The 13,906-nt window shown below is 69.1% G+C and carries 13 protein-coding genes; 2 read left to right on the top strand and 11 right to left on the bottom strand.

From position 1 onward, the window contains the following. Positions 1 to 1,202: tetratricopeptide repeat protein (locus VF557_16320; GenBank protein ID HEX8081778.1), on the bottom strand; the 1,202-nt coding region annotated here is incomplete at its 3' end. A 954-nt stretch (positions 1,203 to 2,156) separates the two neighbouring features. Continuing rightward, a complete protein-coding gene (locus VF557_16315; GenBank protein HEX8081777.1) occupies positions 2,157 to 2,627 on the bottom strand; it encodes a hypothetical protein in 471 nt (156 codons plus the stop codon). Here VF557_16315 and VF557_16310 point away from each other — a divergent pair. Beyond that, on the top strand, positions 2,584 to 3,276 hold the full coding sequence (locus VF557_16310) for a polysaccharide deacetylase family protein (GenBank protein ID HEX8081776.1): 693 nt from the start codon (positions 2,584 to 2,586) through the stop codon (positions 3,274 to 3,276). The genes VF557_16315 and VF557_16310 overlap by 44 nt on opposite strands. Positions 3,277 to 3,316: 40 nt before the next feature. Here the strand turns inward: VF557_16310 and VF557_16305 are convergent, their stop codons facing one another. The 9 genes from VF557_16305 to VF557_16265 form a co-directional block, all read right to left on the bottom strand. Then, positions 3,317 to 4,492 (bottom strand): cytochrome P450, encoded by a 1,176-nt coding sequence (locus VF557_16305; protein HEX8081775.1) that lies wholly within the window; start codon positions 4,490 to 4,492, stop codon positions 3,317 to 3,319. Positions 4,493 to 4,595: 103 nt separating this feature from the next. Further along, positions 4,596 to 5,972: a condensation domain-containing protein gene (locus VF557_16300; protein ID HEX8081774.1), complete on the bottom strand. Its 1,377-nt coding sequence runs from the start codon at positions 5,970 to 5,972 to the stop codon at positions 4,596 to 4,598. 65 nt (positions 5,973 to 6,037) lie between these two features. Continuing rightward, positions 6,038 to 7,447: a condensation domain-containing protein gene (locus tag VF557_16295; protein ID HEX8081773.1), complete on the bottom strand. Its 1,410-nt coding sequence runs from the start codon at positions 7,445 to 7,447 to the stop codon at positions 6,038 to 6,040. Positions 7,448 to 7,475: 28 nt separating this feature from the next. Continuing rightward, positions 7,476 to 8,444, bottom strand: coding sequence for a transketolase C-terminal domain-containing protein (locus VF557_16290; GenBank protein ID HEX8081772.1), 969 nt, complete (start codon positions 8,442 to 8,444; stop codon positions 7,476 to 7,478). Then, complete coding sequence (locus VF557_16285) at positions 8,444 to 9,409, bottom strand: thiamine pyrophosphate-dependent dehydrogenase E1 component subunit alpha (protein ID HEX8081771.1); 966 nt, start codon at positions 9,407 to 9,409, stop codon at positions 8,444 to 8,446. Before VF557_16285 ends, VF557_16290 begins: the two co-directional genes overlap by 1 nt. After that, the gene (locus VF557_16280; GenBank protein HEX8081770.1) at positions 9,402 to 10,655 is read right to left on the bottom strand and encodes a beta-ketoacyl-[acyl-carrier-protein] synthase family protein; all 1,254 of its coding nucleotides are present in this window, start codon (positions 10,653 to 10,655) and stop codon (positions 9,402 to 9,404) included. Before VF557_16280 ends, VF557_16285 begins: the two co-directional genes overlap by 8 nt. Positions 10,656 to 10,732: 77 nt before the next feature. Continuing rightward, on the bottom strand, positions 10,733 to 10,993 hold the full coding sequence (locus tag VF557_16275; GenBank protein ID HEX8081769.1) for an acyl carrier protein: 261 nt from the start codon (positions 10,991 to 10,993) through the stop codon (positions 10,733 to 10,735). Positions 10,994 to 11,135: 142 nt separating this feature from the next. Beyond that, the gene (locus tag VF557_16270; GenBank protein ID HEX8081768.1) at positions 11,136 to 12,077 is read right to left on the bottom strand and encodes a glycosyltransferase; all 942 of its coding nucleotides are present in this window, start codon (positions 12,075 to 12,077) and stop codon (positions 11,136 to 11,138) included. A 100-nt stretch (positions 12,078 to 12,177) separates the two neighbouring features. Continuing rightward, positions 12,178 to 12,990, bottom strand: coding sequence for a sulfotransferase (locus tag VF557_16265; GenBank protein ID HEX8081767.1), 813 nt, complete (start codon positions 12,988 to 12,990; stop codon positions 12,178 to 12,180). Positions 12,991 to 13,371: 381 nt separating this feature from the next. On the opposite strand from VF557_16265, the gene VF557_16260 reads away from it, so the two are divergent. Beyond that, positions 13,372 to 13,584 (top strand): MbtH family protein, encoded by a 213-nt coding sequence (locus VF557_16260; GenBank protein HEX8081766.1) that lies wholly within the window; start codon positions 13,372 to 13,374, stop codon positions 13,582 to 13,584. Positions 13,585 to 13,906: the final 322 nt, after the last annotated feature.

Raw genomic sequence — 13,906 nt, 5'->3', positions numbered from 1 at the left:
AGGAATGCCGAGACCGCACCGGCCAGGTCACCCCGGTCGGCCAACGTGGTCGCCAGCTCCACCCAGGCTCGTGCCGCGGTACGGCTCGCGCCCAACGCGCTCAGGGTCGTGGCGGCCTCGGTGAAATGGTGCAAGGCGCGCTCGGTATCGCCTTGCGCGCTCACCGCGGCGGCCAGGGCGACGGTTGCGCGCCCGTACTCCAGCCGGGCCAGCGGGCCGAGCAGTTCCCGGGAGCGCTCGGCGTCCGCTATCGCGGCATCGATGTCGCCCAGTTCGAGATTTCCACGCGACAGCTCGGTCAGGGCGTAGGCCTGCGCCACCTTGTCCTGCACGTCGGACAGCACCGCCAGGGCTTGATTGAGCACCGTAACCGCTTCTTCCGGGCGCGGCGGATCGGCACGAAGCAGGATGTAGCCCTGCAGGGTCAGCAGGCTGCCCAGCGGCCGCTGGTCCGGCCCGTGCCGGAAGACCTCCAGTGCCTCGTCGGCCAGTTCCAACGCCTCCAGGTACCGCCCGCGCTCGGCGGCCACCAGGCTCGCGTTCCAGATGATCGCCCCGCGGGCCTGCGGCGACCTCACCCGGGACGCCCGCTCCAGGCCTTCATTGAGCAGGTTCTCCGCCTGACGCAACTCGCCGAGCTCGTACCAGGCCGCGGCCACGGTGGCCAGCAACTGGACGGATTGCTCGGAGTCCTGAGCTCCCAGCCGCCCGTACTCCTCCAGCGCCCGGTTGCCCACCTCGATGGCCCGATACAACTCGCCGAGCTCGAACAGGCACCGGCACCAGCCTTGGGCCACCGCCAACGACACCGTGTGCGCCGGGTCCAACAGGCCGGAGCGAACGCAGCTCTCATACGTCTCGACCGCTTCGGTCAGGCGTCCCTCGTGTTGCAGCGCCTTGGCCAGCCCGAGCATTGCCCGGACGCGCACCATCGGATCCTCGACCCCGTCCTGCAAGACCCGCTGATAGCCGTCCCGAGCTGTCGCCGCCTCACCCGACTGCAGGCTGAGATCCGCGTGCCGGACGGCGAGCGCCGCTGGGCGTTCCTGCTCACTCGGGTCACCCAGAAGTTCGTTCGGGCGGCAGCCCAGTGCCCGGGCGAGAATCTCTACCGTCTCGCGGGTGGGCTGGCGACGATTTGACTCCAGAAGCGATATATAACTGACGGAGAGCAACTGGCCGGCAACCTCGGCCTGGGTCATGTTTCGCGCCAGTCGAAGCGCGCGGAGCTGCTCACCGAACGCCACTGGTATCTCCACTTGACCGGCTTAGGTTTATTGGTGTAAACCAATTATACCTATCCCGGTAAAGCCTCTATTCGGCACCCGTAGTTTCCCTCCCCACGAGAAAGACCAGTCGAATGCATAGGTTATTTACTCGTGCCCGCGTAATGCAAACCGTTCTTATCCCTACCACCGTCGCCATACTCTCCGTTTCGGTGTGGCCACACTCGCTGACCATCCCCTCCATGGTCATCGACGGCCAAGTCATGAAGGTGCTGAAGAAGGTGAGTCCTCAGGGACCGCCCTCTTGCTGCATGGACCTCTGAACAACCCGGATCCAGGGGCCTCAAGTCCCGCATGCAGTGCTCGCAAGCAGCGTCTGGACCCTGACTTCGGAGTGTGACCTCAGCTCGGGCCGGCAGCCGATCAACTTCCAGCCGCTCGCGGCACCGACACTCGATTATTCCCCAGTGGCCTCGCGATGTCGCGCATTAAATTAACCGCTCGACCAGCGGCTTGAGCTGGCACCGTGAGGAAGTAGGGGCGACGCCCACTCGCATCATTTTCCCAGATGGCGGGATTTGTATATCATCGGACTGCATAAAGGCTTTGGCGGTGACTCCGAGTGCCCGAAAAACCTTTTTTGTAAATACCAAGTCAATTGTTGACAAGCTATTTACCGCGACTTACTATGAGAGTGCCAGCCCTTCATCACCCCAAGCCATCCAGTGGGCTCTTCCGCAAGAAGAGCTTGCGGCTCGGCTGGACCAGATGCGGTCACATCTGGTCCAGCCGAGTCGTCGGCCTGGGACAGCTGACGGCGCGCCCACACACGGGGGTGGGCGCGCGCCAGGCTCGTCCTCAGGCACCGGCCGTGACGTCAGGGTGCATGCCAGCCGGATCCGGGGGCGAGCTCGAGGTTCGCGCGACGTATCAGATGTGAGGGATTCCCCTCCTTTCCAGCGCACCCGGTCCTAAGCTCCGCGCAAGCGCAGCGCCGTTGGCAAGCGCCGGTGTCTTGGGGGTCACAATGGCGACGATGAGCCGCGGTCCGGTCCCATGGGCAGCAGCCGTACCGGCACCCGGCCCGCGCCGCGCGCTAGGGATGGTTCTGGCCACGGTGCTGGTGCTGCCAGTGGCAGGGTGCGTCCAGCAAGCCAGGACGGCGAGCGGCTCGTCAACCAACGCGAGTTCGTCGGTCGGCACCGCCATCGCGCCCTCGTCGTCACCGGTCACCACCGCGGCCGCTCTCCCGGCGGCGAGCACTTCTGCACCTTCCAGCAGCACAGCACCCTCCACCAGCACAGCGCCTTCCAGCAGCGCAGCGCCTTCCAGCAGCGCAGCCAGCAGCGCCCCGACCGTGCGGCCGAGCGCCTGGCCGACCCAGCGACCGAGTCCGATCACCGGCCTGCTCGGAACGGAATGGACCCGGATTCCCACCACCAGCCGGGTGGTGGCACTGACCTTCGACGCCGGCGCCAACGCCGAAGGCCTGACCTCGATCCTCACCACGCTCAACGCCAAGATGGTGCCGGCCACGTTCTTCCTGACCGGTGACTTCGTGAAGAACTTTCCCAGCGAAGCTCGCCGGATCGGCCCGCAGCACCGGCTGGGCAACCATTCGGTCAACCATCCGCGGTTCACCGAGTTGACCGATACGCAGATCCGCAGCCAGGTGCTCGACGCCGGCGCCAGCATCAAGCGGGTCACCGGCGCCGAGCCGGCGCCCTGGTTCCGCTTTCCCTACGGCGACCGCAACCCGCGGACCATCGGCCTGGTCAACTCCGCCGGGTACCTGCCCATCGGGTGGACGGTGGACACCCTCGGCTGGAAGGGCACCAGCGGCGGGATCACCGGCGACCGCGTGCTGCAGCGGGTCCTCGACACGCTGGCACCCGGCGCGATCGTGATGATGCACGTGGGCTCGCATCCGACCGATCACTCGACGCTCGACGCCGACACGCTACCGAAAGTCATCGACGCGCTCCGGGCGCGCGGCTACGGCTTCGTCACGCTCGAGGCGATGCTGCGCAAGGCGGCGGCCACCAGCTGACGGCCGCTACCCGATGACAGCCGCCACCGGCTGACAGCCGCTACCAGGTGACCGGGAAGGCCGAGATGCCGCCGTTGATCCGGTCGTGGCGCCACGGGAGCTCGTCCAGCGGCACCGCGGGCGCCAGCTTCGGCATCCGCCGCATCAAGGTGGCCAGCGACAGCTCGATCTGCATCTTGCCCAGCGCGGCGCCCAGGCAGAAGTGCGGGCCGAACCCGAAGGTCAGATGGGGCGAGGTCGGCACCCGCTCGATGTCGAAGACATTGGGGTTGGGAAAGAACCTGGGGTCGCGGTTGCCGAACCACGGCAGCGCCATCACGCAGTCCCCGGCGCGCATCGCCACGCCGCCGAGTTCGGCGTCGGCGGCCAGCACCACCACCCGGAACATGGCGCTCACCGTGGTGTAGCGCAGGATCTCATCCGTTGCTGAGGCCGCCTTCTCCTCCGGCGCGGCCCGCAGCTTGTCCAGCTGCTCGGGATGCAGGAACAGCGCGCGCATCCCGGTGCTGGTCGAATTGATCTCGATGCCGCCGAGGAGCACGCCCATGCCGAGTTCGACCACCTCCTCATCGGTCAGCCCGCTGGACTGCTGCTCACCGGCCCAGACCGAGAGCAGGTCCTCGGCCGGCGCGCTCCGCTTGGCCACCAGCTGCTCGCCCAGGTAGACCCGCAGTTCCCGCTGGGCTTCGGCCGCGGGCGCCGAGCCGTAGGCAAGGATCGAGTTGACCCCCGCGACCCAGTCGTAGAACTGCTCCCGGTCCGAGGCCGGAACGCCGAGGACGTCGCACACCACCAGCAGCGGAAGCGGCGCCACCAGCCCGCTCACCAGGTCCCCGGGCCGGCCGCCGGACATCATGGCGTCGATCAGCTCGTCGACCCGCCGCTGCACCCGGGGCCGGTAGGTGTCCATCCGCCGTGCGGTGAACGCGCGGCTGGCTCCCCGGCGGACGCACGCGTGCGCCGGGCCGTCCATCACCAGCGAGCGCGGGCCGTCCCCGGTGGGCGCCGCGGTGTCACCCGAGGTCAGTCGCGAGAAGCGCGGGTCGGCCAGCACCGTGCAGCAGTCCTCGTAGCCGAGCACCAGCCAGCACTTGCGGCCATCGGGCAACCGCACCTGGCTGACCGAGTTCGTCTCGATCATCCCCAGCAGCTCCTGCGACAGCTCGCCGGTGAACGGCTCGAACGGGTACTGCCGCACCTCGGAGGCGAGGGTCATCTTCGATTTCCTACTTAAGGCCGTGGGCTGAATGGGTCTGATGGGAATCGGGTAAGACTGCGGTACGGCGCGGTCGGGAGTCAATGTCCTGGGATCGGCCGCCTCATCCGCACCCGGCCGGCGCGTCCGGGTCGAAGGCCGCCTCGATGGCCACCTGCTCCACGCCATGGGCGAAATTCTCGATCTGCTCCTCGGTGAAGCAGGCCATGTCGAAGATCAGCTGCAGGTGGACGGTGTCGCCGTGATCCTCGACGGTGATGAAGGCCTGCTCGTGCAGATGGTCCAGGGTGCCGTCCCAGGAGAACCAGGTCTCGGGTCGCTTCCGGAGGATCTGGTCCCTGCTCACCTCGGCGGTGCGCGCCAGCTCGTCGGTCATCCGCCGGGTGGTCATCCGCCGGTCGTTGATCCGGCAGCTCACCTGCGCCTGATAACCGCGCTCGGCATCCAGCCGGACCATCAGCTCGTTGAGCCGCTCGGGGTCGTAGTAGGCGTGCAGGCCGCCGGCCAGCAGTGCCCGCCGGCCACGTGCGATCACCTGGTCCAGAGTGGCGCCGGCGAGGTCGACGATGACGAGGGAGTTCTGGGCGATCGGAGCGATGACCTCGGCCATGCCCGGTCGGAACCGGTTGCTCGAGATGACCTTGGCGGTCAGTGTGCTGAGGCCCACGGCTCGCCCGAGCGCGGTCACGATGACGCCGAAGAGCACCCGGGAGGTGTCCATGCCGGTCCGCTGGGCGATGGCCAGGATCGCCAGGTGGGCGGCGGGCGAACTGAACCGGGCATGCCAGAAGCGCTTGCCCTGCCGGCCGTCGGGATGGACCGGCTCGCCGAAGGTCCGCGGCGGGATGTCGCGCAGGTGGGACTCCCAGTAGTTCAAGGATCGGTCGTTGGCCTTGAGCGCCTGCGGCGTCCGCTCCCGCTCGGCGAGGTCCAGCAGATGCATCGCGCCACCGGCCGGCCGGCCGGTGGTGAACTCGTCCATCAGCATCGTGATCGCCGTGCCGTCGATGACCAGGTGGTTGTAGCACGGCACCCGGTACAGCGCCACGCCGTGCTGCCGGACCACCCCGAAGCGGATGGGCAGATCGCGGTAATGGTCGAAGGGCGTGAGCAACCAGTCCAGCCAGAGCTGGTCGATGTACTTGCCGACCTCGACGGGGTCGTCCTCGCCGCCGAAGTCCAGCACCTCGACGGCGACCTCACCGGAGCCCACCACCACCTGGCTGTCCCTGCCCTGGGCGTCGGTGTCCAGCCGGACCCGCAGCGCCGGATGCCGGCTGACCAGGCTGCTCAACCGCGCCGCCAGGGTCTCGGCGGTGTCGCCTTCGGCCAGTGCCTGCGCGCCGCTGGCGTTGAGTGAGAAACCACTCTCACGGATGTCCTGCAGAACCGCCTTCTGCCCCCAGGTCAGCGGCGCCGGGCCCGCAACCGTCGAGGAGAACGGCAGGACGACTCGGCTCTCGACTGGCTGCACGGACATGGACGTATCAGAACAAGGCACTGGCAGAACGTCAAACCCGGGTTCCGCGGCCCCGGATGGCCGGCTCAACCGCAGCCGGCCGGCGCCGCCGGGTTGAAGGCCGCCTCGATGGCCACCTGCTCCACGCCGTAGGCGAAGTCCTCGACCTGCTTTTCGGTGAAGCAGGTCATGTCGAAGATCAACTGCAGATAGAAGGTGCGGTAGTCCTCGATCGTGATGAAGGCCTGGTCGGGGCAGGTGTCCAGCGTGCCGTCCCAGGAGAAGAAGGTCTCGCCCAGCCGGGCCTCGATGTCGGCCGGCGTGACCCGAGCCGCGCGCACCTCCTCCGCCATCCAGCGCTGGGTCGTCCTGCGCCGGTCGTTCATCCGCAAGGTCACCTCGGCGGGGTAGCCGCGCTCGGCGTCGAGGCGGGCCATCAGCTCGGTGAGGTGGTCCGGGTCGTAGTAGGCGTGCATGCCGCCGGCCAGCAAAGCCTGCCGGCACCGGGCCATCACCTCGTCCACCGTGGCGTTGGCGAGGTCGACCGAGATGATGGCGTTCTGGGAGAGCTGGGCGATGGTGTCGGCGAAGCCGGGCCGATACCGGTTGCTGAGAATGACCTTGGCCCGCAGCCGGTCATGGCCCATGGCGCGTCCCAGTGCGGTGGCCAGAACCCCGAACATCACCCGTGAGACGTCCGCGCCGGATCGCTGCGCGATGGCCAGCACCGCCTGGTAGGCGGCCTGCGAGGCGAACCGGCAGTGCCAGTAAGGCTTGCCCAGCCGGCCGTCCGGGTGCACCGGCTCGCCGAAGGTGCGGCCCGGGATGTCGCGCAGCTGGGACTCCCAGTAGCGCATCGCCCGCCGGCTGACCTTCTGGGCCGCCTCCGAGTGCTCGTACTCGGCGAGCTCCAGGATGCTCAGCGGCTTGGCGGCGCCTGCCACGACGCGCGGGACGCCCACCCCGAGGTCGGGCATCAGGTACGTCATCGAGGTGCCGTCGATGACCAGGTGGTTGAACGACAGCACCTGGTACCTCGCCGCGCCGCGGTGCCGGATGATCCCCATCCGGACCGGCCACTGGTCGTAGTGGTCGATGGGCACGAGCTGCCACTCCTGCCAGAGCCGTTCGGTGTACTCGGCGACTGCGGCCGGCTCGTCGGAGTCGGCGAAGTCGAGCACCTCGACGGCTGCCTCGCCGGAGCTGAACACCTTCTGGCAGAGGCCGCCCTGCGGGTCTCTCACGAGCCGGACCCGCAGCGACGGCTGCTTGCTGATCAGCTCCCCCAGCCGAGCCGCCACGGACTCCACCGTGGTGCCCGGCGCCAGGTGCTGGGCGCCGGTGGCGTTGAGGGGGATGCCCATGTCGCGCTGGTCCCGTAGGAGCGCCTTCTGCCCCCAGGTCAGCGGCCCGACGCCTGACAGCGTTCCGGCGAAGGGCACGACGACGCGGCTCTGGACCGGCTGCAGGGACGTGGCCGTGTCAGAAGAGGTCACCGGTGTCTGGTCAATCTCGATCGCGCGCTCAATTCTTGACCACGGCCTCGATCGCGGTGCGCAGCTGGGCACGGCTCGGTTGCACCGCCAGGTCCAGCGAGCGGGCGAAGGGCAGCACCGCGCCGTCGGGCCGGGTGACCCGCTTCGGCGGGGCGGTCAACCGCATCTCCTCGGCCGCGGTGGCCAGGATCTCGCCGCCGATGCCGCAGGTCCGGTTGGAGTCATCGATCACCACCAGCCGCCCGGTGCGCTCCAGCGAGGCGGCCAGGCCGTCCCAGTCGAAGGGGTACAGGGAGCGGGGATCGAAGACTTCCACCGAGATGGTGTCGGCGAGCTCATCGGCGACCGCGATCGCATCGTGCACGAGGTGTCCGACCGCGACCACCGTCACGTCCGTTCCCTGCCGGTGCAGCCGGCCGACGCCCAGCGGCACCGGGCCCAGCGTGTCGTAGTCGACGTCCTCGCGCTGGGCCACCGCTCCGGCCGGGGCGAACACGATCACCGGGTCGTCGTCGCGGATGGCGGTGATCATCAGGCCGTAGGCGTCCGTCGGCGTCGCCGGCACCACCGTCTTGATGCCGACATGGGCGAACAGGCTGTAGGGATGGTCGGAATGCTGCCCGGCCCAGCCGGTGCGCGAACCCGAACTCGGCAGCAGGTAGGTGACCGGGACCTTCAGCTGGCCGCCGGTCATCAACGAGAACTTGTGAGCCTGGTTGGCGATCTGCTCGAAGACCAGGTAGAGCAATGACGGTATCTGGAACTCGATCACCGGACGGGCCCCGGCCATCGCCGCGCCGGTCGCCACGCTGGTGAACCCCTGCTCGGAGATCGGCATGTCGACCACCCGCTCGGGACCGAAGCGCTTGAGCAGCCCGATGGTGACGTTGCTGACCGCCACGCCGATGTCCTCGCCGAACACGCACACGGCCGGGTCGCGTTCCATCTCGTCCCCGAGGGCCCGGTTGAGCCCGCGCAGGAACGACATGTTCGGCATCAGCTCACCCCCGCCCGGCCGCGCAGGCCGTCGGCGTAGAGGTAATCCAGCGCGCCCGCGGGATCGGGCTCGGGGCTGTCGGCCGTGAACCGCTCGGCCTCGTCCAGCAGCGCCTCGATCTCGGCGTCGATCTCGGCCCGGACCGGCTCGGGCACCCGCTCGCCCTGGATCTCCACCGGGTCGCGGACGGTTCCGGCGGCGACCTCGTCAGCCGTCCGGTAGCGCGGGCGGGCGACGTGCTCCCAGGTGTGGTGGGCGTCGAACCGGTAGGTGAGGCACTCCAGGAACGTCGGCCCGTCCCCGGCCCGGGCCCGGTCGACGGCGGCCGACGCCGCGGCCAGCACCACCTCCGGGTCCATCCCGTCCACCGTCTCGGCCGGGATGCCGAACGCCTCGGCGCGGCCGGTGATCGAGCCGGCGGTCGACTCGTTGACCCGCATCGTGGTCGCGAAGCCGTTGTTCTCGCAGATGAACAGGACCGGCGCGTGCCACAGCGAGGCCAGGTTCAGCGCTTCGAGCAGCACGCCCTGGTTCACCGCGCCGTCGCCGAAGAAGGTGACCGCGACCCGGTCGTTGCCGGCACGGCGCTGCCACCAGGCCGCCCCGGTCGCGATCGCGGCCGCCGCGCCCACGATCGCGTTGGCCCCGTAGATGCCGACGCCGACGTCAGCGGCGTGCATCGAGCCGCCGCGGCCCCGGTTCAGCCCGGTCTCGCGGCCGGCCAGCTCGGCGAGCATCCGGATCGGATCGGCCCCCTTGGCCAGCACGTGGCCGTGCCCGCGATGGGTGCTGGTGATGATGTCGTCGGACCGCAACGCACCGCACACGCCGGCGGCGATCGCCTCCTGGCCGATGTAGGGGTGGATGCCGCCGGGGATCACGCCGCTGCGCACCATCGCGATCGCGCGCTCCTCGAACCGGCGGATCAACCGCACGCAGCGGTACAGCTCGGTCGAGTCAGCCATCAGCTCTCCCTTTCGTGCCGGGGTCGGCGAGGACCAGGCTGACGTTGTGACCGCCGAAGCCGAACGAGTTGGTCAGCACCGCCTGGACCCCGGCCGGCCGCGGCGCCTTGCGGATGTGGTCGACGTCGTTGTCCGGATCGGGATCCTCGAGGTTGTGGGTCGGCGGCAGCAGCCCGCGCTGCAGCGCCAGCGCGCTGATCGCGGCCTCGATCACCCCCGAGGCGCCGAGCATGTGCCCGGTCACGCCCTTGGTCGAGCTGAGCGGCGGCGTGCTGTGCCCATAGACCGTGCGGATCGCGAGCAGCTCGGCGGCGTCACCGGCCTTGGTGCTGGTGCCGTGGGCGTTGACGTAGCCGATGTCAGCAGGTTCCAGGCCGGCGTCGCGCAGCGCCTTGGTCATGCACTGGGCCGCCGCCGAACCGTCCGGGCGCGGTGTCGTCGGGTGGTAGGCGTCGTTGGTCGCGGCCCAGCCGAGCACGTCGGCGTATCGCGCGGCGCCCCGCGCCTGGGCGTGCTCGCGGCGTTCGAGCACCAGCACGCCGGCGCCCTCGCCGAGCACCAGGCCATTGCGCCGCCGGTCGAAGGGGCGGCTGGCGTCCACCGGGTCGGCCCAGCCGTGCGCCAGCGCCCGGGCGTTGCCGAACGCGGCGGCGAAGGTCGGGAACAGCGGCGCCTCGCTGCAGCCGCACAGCACGATGTCGGCCTCGTCGGCCCGCAGGATGCGCAGCGCCTCGCCGACCGACTGGGCGCCGGCCGCGCACGCCGTGCCGACCGACGAGGTAAAGCCCTGGATGCCGAACTTGATCGCGATCCGGGCCGCGCCCATGTTCGGCAGCACGCCCGGCATCAGATACGGGCTGACCCCCAGCCTGCCCTTGCGGGTGTAGAGGGTGACCTGCTCCTCCAGCAACGCCAGGCCACCCACCCCGGACACCACCACCGCGATCCGATCGGGGGCGACGTCCCGGCCGACCTCGATGCCGGCGTCGGCCAGCGCGGTTTCGGCGGCCCGCAGCGCCATCAGGATCGAGCGGTCGACGAAGCGCGCCTCGGTCGCCGGCAGCACGCTGGTCGCCTCGATCTCGGGGCTGAAGGCGGCGACGTCGAGCAGGCCGTGCAGCGGGTGCTCCGGCGCCGGTCGGACCGCGCCGGAGCGTCCCTCACACGTCGCGTCGAACACCTCGGCGGCTGTGGCTCCTACCGGGCTGACCAGTCCGATCCCGGTCACCGCCATGCTTCTGGCCACGATGTTCCCTTCTGGCGTGCGAGCCGGTCACTGCCTCGCTCGGGACGGCTCGCCGCTGACCCGGGTGGCGTACGGGCTCAGGACGCGGAGCTGGCCTGGGCGCGGTCGGCCACCAGCTCGGCGAACTCCCCCACAGTCATGCCCGCGAGCATCTCGGCCTCGTCGTCGTTGAACCGAACGCCGTACTCGTCCTCGACCCGCACCGCCAGCTCGGCCAGAGCAAGTGACTGCAGATCGGCGCCGGCCGGGCCCAGTACCGTGTCGTCGTCGATTCCGTCGGTGCTGTAATTCATCTCCTTCAGCGACTGCAGAAGAAACTGGCGAATGTCGTCTTTCATGACCGACGGTTCCTTTCGGTGGATCGTCCGGGTCGTGCGAACTGCAGCTCGGGGCGGTCGCAGGTAGCGGGGGCCGGCAACCGCCGCCAGCATATCGGCCGGACGCTACCCGTCAGGTGACTGCGCGACTACGGATACCGGTTTATTGCCCCGGCGCCTGCGCGGCCGGCGCCGCTGCCTGCTGGCGCAGGTACTCCGCGCAGCCGGGCAGGCCGCGGGCCGTGATGACCTCGTTGAAGGTGTGAAAGTTCAAGGCGCCGCCGAGCAACGGCAGCAGCTTGGTGACCGGCGTGCCGTACTTCTGCGCGAGGTAGCGATGCACCCCACGGGCCTGGATCATGCTGGCAGCCAGGTCCGAGCCATGCGGGTAATGGATCGAGCTCGCCGACCGGTTGACCAGGAACCGGACGCCCTCCCGGTGCAGCCGGTAGCCCAGGTCGATGTCCTCGCCGCCCCAGCTGCGGATCTGCTCGTCGAAACCCCCGATCGACCTCAGTTGCTCCATCGGCGCCGACACGTTGCAGGTCCAGTAGACGATCCAGGGCGCGGGCAGCCGATCGACATCATCGGCCTGCCTGGCGTAGAAGGACTCGCGGACGTCGACCCAGCGCCCGGTCTGGCGCATCAGCTCGATGCTGGCGTCCGGGTCGTCGAAGTCCAGCGTCCGGATCATCTCCTGCGCGTCGGAACCCTCGCGTCCCCAGCCGTAGACGTAGCCCACCACCGCGACCGGCCCGGCGGCCTGCTGATGGCTCTGGACATGGGCCCGCAGGCAGCCCGAGTGCAGCACCACGCCCGAGTCCACGAAGACGCACACCTCGCCGGTGGCGTGGGCGATGCCGACGTTGCGCGCCTGAGCGACCCGCCAACCCTCATCGGGCTGGAAGAAGTACTTCACATCCAGGCGGTCTCCGAAACCCTGAACCACCTCGGCCGTCGCGTCGCTGGAGCCGTCGTCGACCACCAGCACCTCGAAGGCCGTCCGAGGCAGGTCCTGCGCGCTCAGCGAGTCCAGCGTGCGCCGCAGCAACTCGGCCCGGTTGTAGGTCGGAATGACGACGCTGCACCTCGGGACAGTGGCCACCGATGTCTCCCTGCGTCACTCACGTTGTCAAGACCGGATGAACCCGGGCTGGTACCGGGGCGAGTATGTCCGCACTCCAGCCTGCAGACAAGGACCACCCTCAGGCGTCGAGGTCATATCCGCAGGCACTGCTTACCAGGCGCACCTCGTCGTCGTCCAGCAGGGCACGCATCGAAGCGGGCAGGTCGACCCAGTCCCTGATGTCGCGGCGGGTCCGCCCGCGCAGGCCGGCCGCGTGGATCCGCTTGTCGAACACCGTGGTGTCCAACTGATCCGCTTCCAGGCCGCAGTGCTCGGCGATCCGCGTCTGCCAACGCATCGGGTCCGAGGTCAGGTCCTCGTACCGGACCCGGAGCACCCACGGCGGGACGTCGGCCGGCAGCGACCAGAAACTGCCCGCGACTCGCGTCCAGTCACCCACCACGATCTCGGTGTCGCTCCGGGGCCAGCCACCGCCGGCGGCTCGCTCCCAGACATCGAGGCTACGGAGAACGTCGCGCGGGTCGCGCACGATGTGCACCACCCGGCAGTCGGGAAACAGCCCGTGCAGGGCGATCGCCTCGGCCAGGCCGTAGCGAACTTCCTTGAATCCCCAGATGGGTCGGCCGACGCTCTCAGCCGGTCTGGCGAAGAGAGTCTCGGTGAAGGCGCGCACTGCCTCATCGATGTGGACGTCCTGCGGAGTCAGGTTGGCCATGAAGCTCTGGTGGCCGGCCCGCTCATAGCCCAGGCGTCCGAGCTGCCCGTGCTCTGCTGCCCATTCGTGCAGTCGCCGGCCGGCAGCCAGGATCTGGCGGAGCTGGCCGGCGTGCTCACCCCAGATCAGGACCGCCGGGTGGGAGGACAGCAGTCGCTGGATGAGCGTGCTGCCGCATCGCTGACCCGCCGCGAGGACCAGAACGGGCGCATTCATCCTGGAATCTGCAGGAGATGCCGCGGTCCGGAGTGGTCACCGCACCTCACGACAGTGGCCATCGGCATCTCCTGCATCGCTCAGCTGCGTCCCGCCAGGTGCCGGGGCAGATCGGGGGGCGAGTATGTCCACACTCGGCGCCGTCAGACAAGTTCGGATCGCGGGGAGATCGGCGGCTGGGCGCATGGTCGGGCCGGAACTCACTTTGCGTCTGTTGTAGGCCGATTTGCATCGTCTGGGTGCCACAGCTCACCTTGACCGGCGCCTCACCAGGCGTTCCGGCGCGCGCGATTCTGAGGTTATGCTCGCCGCCATGGCTCTGCTCTCCTATAGCGCCTGCCGCGCGGCCCTCCTCGATGCCACCCGCCGACAAGGCCGCCGATGACCAACCCGTTCGATGACCCGGACGCCAGCTACCTCGTCGTGGTCAATGCCGAGTCCCAGCACGCCCTGTGGCCCGCCTTCGCCGACCTGCCCGCCGGCTGGACCGTGGTGCTGCCCGCCACCAGCCGGCAGGCCTGCCTGGACTACGTCGAGCGGCACTGGACGGATATGCGTCCCAAGAGTTTGATCGAGGCCATGGCGGAGGACTGAAAGGATGTATTTCCAAGCCTTATTCAGACCTCCGATCACGATGACAAATCACGACCCCCGGCCGCAGTCACAATTCGGCCTTAAAGCCTCGAACACATTCAGCAGCAGCTTTAATTGGACTCCCGGAGAGGGGAGAATCGGTCTTGCCGGCGAGCGAGCAGTACCGCACTGTCACTGAGCTGTTCGCCGCTCAGGTCGCCGCGCACCCCGACGCCATCGCCGTCGAATCCAGCACCGACCAGCTGACCTACGCCCAGCTCAACACCGCCGCCAACCAACTCGCCCACCACCTGCGCGCCCTCGGCGTCACCGCAGACACCCG

Source organism: Jatrophihabitans sp., assembly GCA_036389035.1.
Classification (GTDB): domain Bacteria; phylum Actinomycetota; class Actinomycetes; order Mycobacteriales; family Jatrophihabitantaceae; genus Jatrophihabitans_A.
This window is presented reverse-complemented; position numbering and strand designations above follow the sequence as displayed.